Annotated in this window: 10 protein-coding genes; 1 reads left to right on the top strand and 9 read right to left on the bottom strand. The window is 56.7% G+C overall.

Features of this window, described 5'->3' with window-relative positions; translation table 11 throughout:
- Positions 1 to 95: 95 nt before the first annotated feature.
- The 6 genes from msrQ to ACQR3R_RS27235 all read right to left on the bottom strand — a co-directional run bounded on the left by msrQ (position 96) and on the right by ACQR3R_RS27235 (position 6,079).
- Positions 96 to 716, bottom strand: coding sequence for a protein-methionine-sulfoxide reductase heme-binding subunit MsrQ (msrQ, locus tag ACQR3R_RS27260; protein WP_428277221.1), 621 nt, complete (start codon positions 714 to 716; stop codon positions 96 to 98).
- Positions 716 to 1,729, bottom strand: a complete 1,014-nt coding sequence (gene msrP / locus ACQR3R_RS27255; protein WP_428277219.1) for a protein-methionine-sulfoxide reductase catalytic subunit MsrP — start codon at positions 1,727 to 1,729, stop codon at positions 716 to 718. Before msrP ends, msrQ begins: the two co-directional genes overlap by 1 nt.
- A 63-nt stretch (positions 1,730 to 1,792) precedes the next feature.
- Positions 1,793 to 2,650 carry a CDP-diacylglycerol--serine O-phosphatidyltransferase gene (gene pssA / locus ACQR3R_RS27250; RefSeq protein WP_007948646.1) on the bottom strand — a complete coding sequence of 286 codons (858 nt, stop codon included), beginning with the start codon at positions 2,648 to 2,650 and terminating at the stop codon, positions 1,793 to 1,795.
- 145 nt (positions 2,651 to 2,795) lie between these two features.
- Entirely contained in the window at positions 2,796 to 3,812 is a 1,017-nt protein-coding gene (gene ilvC, locus ACQR3R_RS27245) for a ketol-acid reductoisomerase (protein WP_093419457.1), read from the bottom strand.
- A gap of 48 nt (positions 3,813 to 3,860) precedes the next feature.
- Entirely contained in the window at positions 3,861 to 4,352 is a 492-nt protein-coding gene (gene ilvN, locus ACQR3R_RS27240) for an acetolactate synthase small subunit (protein ID WP_003176102.1), read from the bottom strand.
- Between the two features lie 2 nt (positions 4,353 to 4,354).
- Positions 4,355 to 6,079 carry an acetolactate synthase 3 large subunit gene (locus ACQR3R_RS27235; protein WP_428277215.1) on the bottom strand — a complete coding sequence of 575 codons (1,725 nt, stop codon included), beginning with the start codon at positions 6,077 to 6,079 and terminating at the stop codon, positions 4,355 to 4,357.
- Positions 6,080 to 6,479: 400 nt separating this feature from the next.
- Between ACQR3R_RS27235 and ACQR3R_RS27230 the strand changes: the two genes are divergently transcribed.
- Complete coding sequence (locus ACQR3R_RS27230; RefSeq protein ID WP_428277213.1) at positions 6,480 to 6,902, top strand: DUF4124 domain-containing protein; 423 nt, start codon at positions 6,480 to 6,482, stop codon at positions 6,900 to 6,902.
- Between the two features lie 18 nt (positions 6,903 to 6,920).
- Here ACQR3R_RS27230 and ACQR3R_RS27225 read toward each other — a convergent pair whose 3' ends face one another.
- The 3 genes from ACQR3R_RS27225 to mrcB are packed head-to-tail and all read right to left on the bottom strand — an operon-like array spanning position 6,921 to position 10,334.
- Positions 6,921 to 7,256 carry a YqcC family protein gene (locus tag ACQR3R_RS27225; RefSeq protein ID WP_428277211.1) on the bottom strand — a complete coding sequence of 112 codons (336 nt, stop codon included), beginning with the start codon at positions 7,254 to 7,256 and terminating at the stop codon, positions 6,921 to 6,923.
- Positions 7,256 to 7,993, bottom strand: a complete 738-nt coding sequence (locus tag ACQR3R_RS27220) for a tetratricopeptide repeat protein (protein WP_428277210.1) — start codon at positions 7,991 to 7,993, stop codon at positions 7,256 to 7,258. Before ACQR3R_RS27220 ends, ACQR3R_RS27225 begins: the two co-directional genes overlap by 1 nt.
- A 16-nt stretch (positions 7,994 to 8,009) precedes the next feature.
- Positions 8,010 to 10,334 carry a penicillin-binding protein 1B gene (gene mrcB / locus ACQR3R_RS27215; protein WP_428277208.1) on the bottom strand — a complete coding sequence of 775 codons (2,325 nt, stop codon included), beginning with the start codon at positions 10,332 to 10,334 and terminating at the stop codon, positions 8,010 to 8,012.
- Positions 10,335 to 10,413: the final 79 nt, after the last annotated feature.

Below are 10,413 nucleotides of genomic sequence, written 5' to 3'. Positions count from 1 at the left end.
CTGCGTAACTCATTGTTTACCAAGGAGTTTTCCGTTTCGACTGCGCCGGAAGTGGGGCGAATTATAGACGTCCAGGATTTCCCGTCAACACCTAATTACACCTTTCTTGCAGAAGGCGCCTTTTTAGCCGTTAAACGCGGGATTCGGCGGGCTACAGGCGGCAGGCGCAGCACTAATAGCAGCGCACCTATAGAGGCATAGACAGCCCACTCCTTCAGATCAGCTCGAACAATCCACAACATATGCAGCAGGCCGAGCCCCAAAACCACATAGACCAACCGATGCAGCTTCTTCCAGCGAGAACCCAAACGCCGCTGACTGTAGCGATTGGACGTCACCGCCAACGCCAGCAAACAGAGAAACCCGAGCGCGCCAACAATAATGTATGGCCGCTTGCGCAACTCGACACCCAGTTGCGACCAATCGAACCCAAGGATAAATGCCGTGTACCCACTCAGATGCAATACGACATAGGCAAAACACCAGAGACCCAGTTGCCGCCGGACTGAAATCCAGCCCGCCCACCCAGTGAGCTTTTGTAGTGGCGTCATACTTAGCGTGATCAGCAATAGAACCAACGTCCCCAGCCCCAAGCGGTCAACCAGCACCTTACCCGGATCAGGCCCAAGCGCATCCGCCCAGGCTTGATACAGCCAAAGAATTGGCCAGATCGCCGCAGCCATAAACACCCCGATACGCCAAAACGGGTAACGCATCAGTAATTCTTCCGCAGATCGAGCCCTGTATATAAAGAAGCAACTTCGTCCGAGTACCCGTTGAACATCTGCGTGTCCCGTACATTGGGCTTGAACAGACCGCTTGGCAAACGCCGCTCTCGCGCTTGAGTCCAGCGAGGGTGATCAACAGTCGGGTTCACATTTGCGTAAAAACCATATTCATCGGCGGCGATGCTCTGCCAAGTAGTTTTCGGCTGCTCGCTGACCAGACTTATACGCACAATGGATTTGACGCTCTTGAAGCCATACTTCCAAGGCACAACCAGACGTAACGGCGCCCCATTTTGATTGGGCAACTCACGTCCATACATACCCACAGCGAGAATCGCCAGCGGGTTCATTGCCTCATCCAGACGCAAGCCCTCGACATAAGGCCAGTCGATCAAGGCGAAACCAGAGCGTTGCCCTGGCATGGTCTTTGGGTCTTGCAGGGTCTCAAAGCGAATAAACTTTGCCTTGGAGGTCGGCTCGACAGCACTCAGTAATGCCGAGATGGGAAAACCAATCCACGGAATCACCATCGACCAAGCCTCGACACAGCGCAGCCGATAGATCCGTTCCTCTAACTGATAAGGTTTCATGAAGTCTTCGAGCGCATAACGCCCTGGCTTACTCACCTCCCCGTCAATCACCACGCTCCAGGGTTCGGTTTTCAAGGCGCCGGCGTTCGCAGCAGGATCACCTTTATCGGTACCGAACTCATAGAAGTTGTTGTAATGGGTCGCGTCTTTAAATGGAGTGATCGCCTCATCCTTTACGTTTACCGCCCCCCATTTGGTGGAAGGCAGCTTCTCGGTAAACCAGGACGGTGCGTTGCCTGCCTCGACATCCGCATAGCGCGCGGCGTCTTCAGCGCTGGCCCAACGTGGCAAACTGCTCACAGCCAAACCCGCAAGGGTGGCACCCAGCACATTGCGTCGAGACAGATAGACAGATTCAGGCGTGACATCCGACCCGTGACAGTCAGACGCTTTGGGGATTTTGATCAGCATGGCAACTCCGCAGCATTGGAGGACAGATGCACCAATAGACTGCGGAGTATGGGGGAAATTACATCACTCGGCGTTTTTGTGCCGACGAAGACGTAATAGGTATTGAACAGGCCCGGATGCCGCATAGGCGAGAAAAACCAGCAGCAAGATACGTGGAGGGTCACTGAACACTACGGCAAACACCAATACCACAGCGAGGATTGCCACAAAGGGTACGCGCCCTTTCAGATCCAGCTCCTTGAAGCTGTTGTACTTGATGTTGCTGACCATCAGCATGCCGGCCGCCGCCACCATCAGCGCAACCAGGAAAGACATCTTGGAGCCCTGGATTCCATAATCACTGAACGCCCAGACAATCCCCGCAACCACACCCGCCGCCGCAGGGCTAGCCAGGCCAATAAAGTAGCGTTTGTCCGCAGTACCGACTTGCGTATTGAAACGCGCCAGACGCAATGCGGCACCCGCCACATAGATGAAGGCGACCATCCAGCCCACCTTGCCCATGTCACCCAAGGCCCAGCCAAACGCCAGCAGCGCTGGTGCCACGCCAAACGCGACCATGTCCGATAGCGAGTCGTACTCGGCACCGAAGGCACTTTGGGTATTGGTCATGCGGGCAACGCGGCCATCAAGACCGTCGAGCACCATGGCGACAAAGATCGCGATGGCGGCAAAAGCGAAGTATTTGCTCGCATTCACCGAATCACCGGCACTCAATGCGGCTTGGGCACTCATCGAGTTGATGATGGAATAAAACCCTGCAAACAGGTTCGCAGTGGTGAAGAGATTCGGCAGAAGATAGATACCACGATGCCGGACTTTACGACCTTCAGCATCGTGCCCTTCTTCGATGTGCTCATCGATAGGCAGTAGGCTTTCGGCGTCAGAGGCCTGGTTTGGCTCTTCGGGACGTTCGCTCATGGACATTACCTTGCAACGGGGTGGAAAGTTTCGACAGGTGCTTGGGACGACGGTTCGGCCGCAAACGATGCAGCTTTATACCAGAACCGGCCACCCCAAACGAAAAAACGCGGCCTAAGCCGCGTTTTTCGTACAAGTGCGCGACTTAGTTTTTGGCTTTGTCGACGATCTTGTTGGCACCGATCCACGGCATCATGGAGCGCAGTTGCTCGCCGATGATTTCGATACCGTGAGCGGCGTTGTTACGACGCTTGGCGGTCATCGAAGGATAGCCGGTAGCGCCTTCGCTGATGAACATCTTGGCGTATTCGCCGTCCTGAATACGTTTCAGGGCGTTGCGCATAGCCTGACGGGACTCGGCGTTGATCACTTCCGGACCGGTCACGTACTCGCCGTATTCGGCGTTGTTGGAGATCGAGTAGTTCATGTTGGCGATACCGCCTTCGTACATGAGGTCAACGATCAGCTTCAGTTCGTGCAGGCATTCAAAGTAGGCCATTTCCGGCGCATAACCGGCTTCAACCAAGGTTTCGAAACCGGCTTTAACCAGCTCAACGGTACCGCCGCACAATACGGCTTGTTCGCCGAACAGGTCGGTTTCGGTCTCGTCCTTGAAGGTGGTTTCGATGATGCCGGTACGACCGCCACCAACGCCAGCTGCGTAGGACAACGCAACGTTTTTGGCGTTGCCGGAAGCATCCTGGTAGATAGCGATCAGGTCAGGGATACCGCCACCCTTGACGAACTCGGAACGTACGGTGTGGCCCGGTGCTTTCGGCGCGATCATGATCACGTCGAGGTCGGCACGCGGAACAACCTGGTTGTAGTGAATCGCGAAGCCGTGGGAGAACGCCAAAGTGGCGCCTTTCTTGATGTTCGGCTCGATTTCGTTGTTGTACAGAGCAGACTGGAACTCGTCCGGGGTCAGGATCATGACCAGGTCGGCAGCGGCAACAGCGGAAGCAACGTCGGTCACTTTCAGGCCGTGAGCTTCGGCTTTAGCAACAGTTGCCGAGCCTTTACGCAGGCCAACAGTGACGTCAACGCCGGAATCTTTCAGGTTGCACGCTTGAGCGTGGCCTTGGGAACCGTAACCGATGATGGCAACTTTCTTGCCTTGGATGATCGACAGGTCGCAGTCTTTATCGTAGAAAACTTTCATGAATTTCCCCTCTATATCCTGGCCATTCAGGCCATTCGCTAATTTGGTTTAGATGCTGAGTACTTTATCGCCGCGAGCGATACCGGTGACGCCACTGCGGACGGTCTCCAGAATCGATGCGGTGCCGATGGACTGAATGAAGCTGTCGAGCTTGTCGCTGGTACCGGTCAGTTGAACGGTATACACGCTGGCGCTGACATCGACGATCTGTCCACGGTAAATATCGGTAGTGCGCTTGATCTCGGCGCGCTGGGCACCGGTAGCCTTGACCTTGACCAACATCAGCTCGCGCTCGATGTGAGCACTCTCCGACAGGTCGACCAGCTTGACCACTTCGATCAATTTATTCAGGTTCTTGGTGATCTGCTCGATGACTTCATCGTGACCCACGGTGGTCAACGTCAGGCGCGACAGCGTCGGGTCTTCGGTTGGGGCCACGGTCAGGCTTTCGATGTTGTAGTTGCGCTGCGAGAACAGGCCGACAACACGAGACAGAGCGCCAGGTTCGTTTTCCAGAAGCAAGGAAATAATGTGCCGCATGATTAGGTACGCTCCGTCTTGCTCAGCCACATATCGCGCATGGAGCCGTCTTTGATCTGCATCGGATAGACGTGCTCGCTGGTATCGACCGAAATGTCGAGCACCACCAGGCGATCCTTCATGGCGAACGCTTCTTCCATCTTCGACTTCAATTCCTTGGAGTCGGTGATGCGCATGCCAACGTGACCATAAGCCTCGGCCAGCTTGACGAAGTCAGGTAACGACTCCATGTAGGAGTGCGAGTGACGGCTGCCATAACTCATGTCTTGCCATTGGCGAACCATGCCCAGAACGCCGTTGTTCAGGATGACGATTTTTACCGGCAAACCGTACTGCAGGCAGGTCGACAGCTCCTGAATGTTCATCTGGATGCTGCCCTCGCCCGTCACGCAGACGACGTCGGCATCCGGGAAGCTCAACTTGATGCCCATGGCCGCCGGAAAACCGAAGCCCATGGTGCCCAAGCCACCGGAGTTGATCCAGCGGTTCGGCTTGTTGAACGTGTAGTACTGCGCCGCGAACATTTGGTGCTGACCCACGTCGGAGGCAACAAAGGCATCACCCTTGGTGACTTCGCAAAGGGTTTCGACCACGGTTTGCGGCTTGATGACGCTACCGTCGCCCTTATCGTAAGGGAACAGGCCACGGTCACCGCGCCACTCATCCACTTGCTTCCACCAACTGGCAACGGACTCCTTGTTGGGGGTCTCGCCGATCTCCTTGAGGATCGCGACCATTTCGGTCAGGACACTTTCAACCGGGCCAACGATTGGAACGTCAGCCTTGATGGTCTTGGAAATCGACGCCGGGTCGATGTCGATGTGAATGATTTTGGCATTTGGGCAGAACTTGGCCGGGCCATTGATTACGCGGTCGTCGAAACGAGCGCCAACCGCCAGGATGACATCGGCATGGTGCATCGCCAGGTTAGCGGTGTAGCTGCCGTGCATACCCAGCATGCCGATAAACTGACGGTCGGTACCAGGGTAGGCACCCAGACCCATCAGGGTATTGGTCACTGGCAGGTTGAGCATCTTCGCCAACTCGGTCAGCGGCGCCGAGCCACCCCCCAGAATCACGCCGCCGCCTGCGTACATCACAGGACGCTTGGCCGCCAGGAGCATTTCTGCTGCTTTGCGGATTTGCCCGGAGTGACCACGGACCGCCGGGCTGTAGGAGCGCAGCTTGGCTTTTTTCGGGAAGACGTATTCAAACTTCTCGGCCGGGTTGGTCATGTCTTTCGGGATATCGACAACGACTGGACCAGGACGACCGGATTGCGCCAGGTAGAACGCCTTCTTCATGACTTCCGGAATTTCAGATGCATGCTTGATCATGAAGCTGTGTTTCACGATCGGCCGGGAAATACCGATCATGTCGGTTTCCTGGAATGCATCGGTGCCTACCATGGTGCTAGGCACCTGGCCGGAAATGACCACCATCGGAATGGAGTCCATGTAGGCCGTGGCAATACCGGTAATAGCATTGGTTGCGCCCGGGCCGGAGGTAACCAGTACCACGCCGGCTTTACCGGTGGCACGGGCATAACCGTCAGCCATATGGGTCGCAGCCTGCTCGTGACGAACCAGAATATGGGTCACTTCCGGTTCTTTGAACAAGGCATCGTAGACATGAAGAAGAGCACCACCCGGGTACCCGTAGATGTACTTGACGCCTTCGTCACGCAAAAAGCGGACGAGCATCTCACCGCCAGATAAAAGCTCCACGTTGTTCACCTCTAAAACGCCAGAATACCGCCCACTTCAAAGAGGACGGGTCTTAATAGGTTTACTTCCCAGCAGAGCATGAGCGACGGTGGTCGCCGACTACGTCAGCACTGACTGAGCAAGTATTGGGATCGTCCCAAGTGTTGCGGGGCTTTCCCACCCAGCGCGAGGTAACGCGTTGCGGGTGTAGCAGGTCGGCGCGGATATGCGCCTCATGATCTGCTGAGTGGGTCTGCTTCTGGCAGTCCCTCTACAGCGGACTTTGGATTCTTCTGTTTCGTCCCCTGCAAGTCAAGTCGTCTATGTGCTTTATTCTAGTAAGCACATGAGAACGCAAGAAAAAACCTGTAAACGGCGACTGTGTTAGCTTCAATTGCGCAACTAAAGACAAGGAAACGCCATGCGAATCATCTTCTTCACCGCCAGCGTGCTGATTAGCCTGAGCCCTTTATGCATGGCCGCTCAGATCTATAAATGGGTCGATGCGCAGGGCGTTACTCATTTTGACGCACAACCGCCACAAGGCCAGCAGGCTACCACTGTCGTAACGCCCGCCCCGCCTGTCGGCAAAACCGCTACGCCGGTGGACAACACAACGCTTGGCGACCAACAGGCGATAGACAAGACAGTGAAAAAACAGGTCGCCGAGCAAGAGGCCCAACTCAAGGGGTTCTGCGAGCAGGCACGAACCAACCTTGCCCAATTGCAAAACAATCCGCGATTAAGAGAGGAAGTTGACGGTGAGATGCGCCGCCTGACCGACCAACAACGTCAGGAGCGCACCACCGAGGCGCAGAAACAAATTGCGGATAACTGCCAGTAGATTCAGGCGACTTCCGCGTCAGCGGGAAGACGTAATCAGCAGGTCGAACTCTTTGAGCAACACCTGAAGTTGGCGGTCCTTGCCCTGAACATTACGGGCGGCGAAGACCATTTCGGCCATCTCCTGAATGCCCGACGCGCTGGGTAACGGAAGGTCCTGCTCCAGGATCGCCTTCATGCGGGGCAAGAAGATCCATTGCAGCCACTGCTCGAAATCAAGCGTATCGACCGAAAATGGCTCGACACTGGAGAGCGCTTCAAGCGATGGCGAGACTTCATCCCACCATCCCTGAACGCGCAGCTCGCGCTCGATCAACAACAACTGCTCGGCAATCTTTGGAAAGCGTGCGTCCATCACAGCGCAACCTTGGCCTTTTGACGGGCCAACGCAGCACCTGCGGAATCACCTTGCTTCTCCCGAGCCTGGGCGATCAACCCCCACAGGCTGGCCTGAAGATCCGGACGACCATTGGCGAAAGTCAGGCCACGACGCGCGAACTGCTCGGCTTGCGGCGCATCGCCTTGGGCCATGCGCACTTGAGCCAGGCGATAAAGCACCTGCGGCTCACGCGGAGCGACACGTTGAGCGCGCTCGAGGCTGGAGGACGCACCGTTCAGGTCGCCGCCGGCCTGTTGTTGCTGGGCTGTGGTCAACAACGCCAACACCGGACCGTCCAGCTGTTCATCGGCAGACAGACCGCCGCCGGTGCTCGCCGAAGGAATACCGCTTGGCGTCGCCGGCATGCTGTAGCTGCCTTGATTGATCGGCGCAGACTGAACCGGGGACGTATCAATCGGCCCCGGCGTAATCGGGCCAGGGGTAATCGGCGAAGTACTGATCGGTGCCGACGTCACTGCGCCGCCACCCGGGACCATGACGACGACGCCGGAATCACCTTGGGGAATGGCTTGAGCCTGGCCTTGCGCAGGACGCTTGACCGTTGTTTGACGGAAACCGCCATTCGCCGACACGCGCTCACTGTTGGAAACGGCACTGCCCGAATCCACAACCGGGATCGAACCACGTTGAACGGTGGAGCAACCGCTGAGCAAAGCCACGGCGGTAACCGCTGGAATCAACCACTTGTTCACTTGAAACCCTCTTTGCTTAATTCATCCAGCCTTTGACCCAATCCATCACCGTTTCGCCGGAAGCAGGGCTTTCGCCACCACACGCAGCGCCGGGAGGCGGCTCGCTGCCGCGAATATACGGCATCTGTACCGCACCCGGGCAATTGGCATCAGAGCCTTGCCCGGTGCGCGAATCAACCCAGGCCTGAACAATGTTGTCTGGCTGCGGCATGTCCAGCGGCAACGGATCAGCCTTGCGCATGAAACTGGTCCAGACCTGCAACGCACCAGTGGCGCCGGTAAATGGCGTCTTGCCATTGTCATCGCGCCCCAGCCACACCACTGCCAGCAAATCCTGACTGAAACCGGCGAACCAGCTATCACGCGAATCGTTGCTGGTACCGGTTTTACCCGCCAGCGTCAGGGTTTTCGGCAGCACGTTGTAAACAGAACTGCCGGTGCCTTCACGCATTACCCGCTGCATGGCGCTCTGGATCAGGTATATGGACGCAGGATCAAAACGCTGCTCGATCTGGAACGGATAACGCTTGAGCGGCTCTCCTTCCGCGGTCAGCACGCTACGAATCCCGCGCATCGGCGTGTTGAAACCACCGTTGGCCAGGGTCTGATACATGGTCGCGACTTCGATCGGGGTCAAACCACCAGCGCCCAGCAACATCGAAGGGAACGCCGGAAACTCACGGCTTACGCCCAGACGAGCCAGCGTTTTAAGGACATTGGGCACGCCTACCGCCAAACCAAGACGTGCAGTCGACAGGTTGTAGGAATGCGCCAGGCCTTGATACAAGAACACCGTACCGTGAGAGCGACGGTCATAATTCTGTGGCTTCCACACCTGACCGTCCGCGCCTTTGACCGAGAACGCGTCGTCCGACAGCCAACTGGTCAATGTGTACTGGCTTGGTTTCTCAAGGGCCGTCAGGTAAACCGCAGGCTTGATCAACGAGCCGATAGGACGCACCGCATCCAGTGCCCGGTTGAACCCGGCATAGCTTGCTTGCCGACTGCCGATCATGGCCTGGACTTCGCCGGTTTCCGGGTTGGTGACGACCATAGCCGCTTCAACATCCTCGGAACCCTTGCGCCCAGACAGACGTTTGAACGTGTCGTTGACCGACGCTTCGGCTTTCATCTGCAGGATAGGATCGAAACTGGTGAAAATCCGCAGGCCTTCTTCGGTCAAGTCTTCGTCGCGATAGTCTTCGCGAAGCTGACGTTTAACCAGATCAAGGAAACCCGGGAATGAACTGTCAGCCAGCTTGCCGCGAGTGGTTACACCCAGTGGCATTTTTTTCGCCGCTGCGACCTGCTCGGCGGTTGCGACGCCTTGCTGCTCAAGCACATCGAGCACCAGGTTGCGCCGCTCCATCGCCCGTTCCGGGTTACGTCGAGGATTGTAATAGGAAGGTCCCTTGACCATGCCGACCAGCAAGGCAACCTGGTGCAGTTTCAATTCGGACAGAGGTTGCCCAAAGAAAAACTGGCTCGCCAAACCGAAACCGTGCACAGCTCGCTGGCCATCCTGACCGACGAACACTTCATTGAGGTAAGCCTCAAGAATCTCTTTTTTGTCGTAATGCAGCTCAAGCAACATCGCCATCATGGCTTCGGTGAGCTTGCGGGTCAGACTGCGCTCGCTGGTCAAATAGAAGTTCTTGACCAACTGCTGGGTCAGCGTACTGCCGCCCTGGGTCATCTTGCCGCCAGACGTGTTGACGTAGATGGCGCGGGCAATCGATTTGGGCGACACGCCCCAGTGGCTATAAAAATCCCGGTCTTCGACCGCGACCAGGGTTTCCAGCAAATAGGGCGGTACCTGATCGATTTTGATCAGGATTCGGTCTTCGAGGTTTTTCGGGTAGATGCCGCCGATCAACAGCGGCTCCAGCCGCACCACCGAAAGCTTCGAACCGTTGGTCGCCGAGAGCTCAGCCACATAGTCGCCCGAGAATCGCACGCGCACAGGCTGCGCCTTCTCGAGGCCTTCGTAGAACTGGAAGCCACGGGTATTCAAATCGACGGTATTGCCGTTGACCGCCGCTGCGCCGGGGCCGTTACTCACGGCTTCGCGTCGATAGCCCAGGGCGTCGAGCTCGGTGAGGAAGTCATCCTTGCTCAGCTTTTGGCCGGTGAACAGCTCAAGCGGGCGCGCATACACCTTGGCAGGAATGGTCCAGCGCTTGCCGGAGAACTTTTCCTGGACGATTGCGTCGAGGTAAACCGCAAACCCGGCCAGCACCACGAGGCCGACCAGACTGAGTTTAAGGGCCCAGCCCAGCCAAGGGCGCAGGCCCTTGGAAGGTGGCTTTTTTTTAGTGCGAGGGGATCGAGTACGAGTCATGGCGGCGGATTATACGCACTTTATTCATACTCAACAGGAGCGCTCCGAGGTTTGCGTCAGGCGGACTTGTAGCCATAAT

The sequence above is a fragment of the Gordonia sp. IEGM753 genome (assembly GCF_050321825.1).
GTDB lineage: Bacteria > Pseudomonadota > Gammaproteobacteria > Pseudomonadales > Pseudomonadaceae > Aquipseudomonas.
This window is presented reverse-complemented; position numbering and strand designations above follow the sequence as displayed.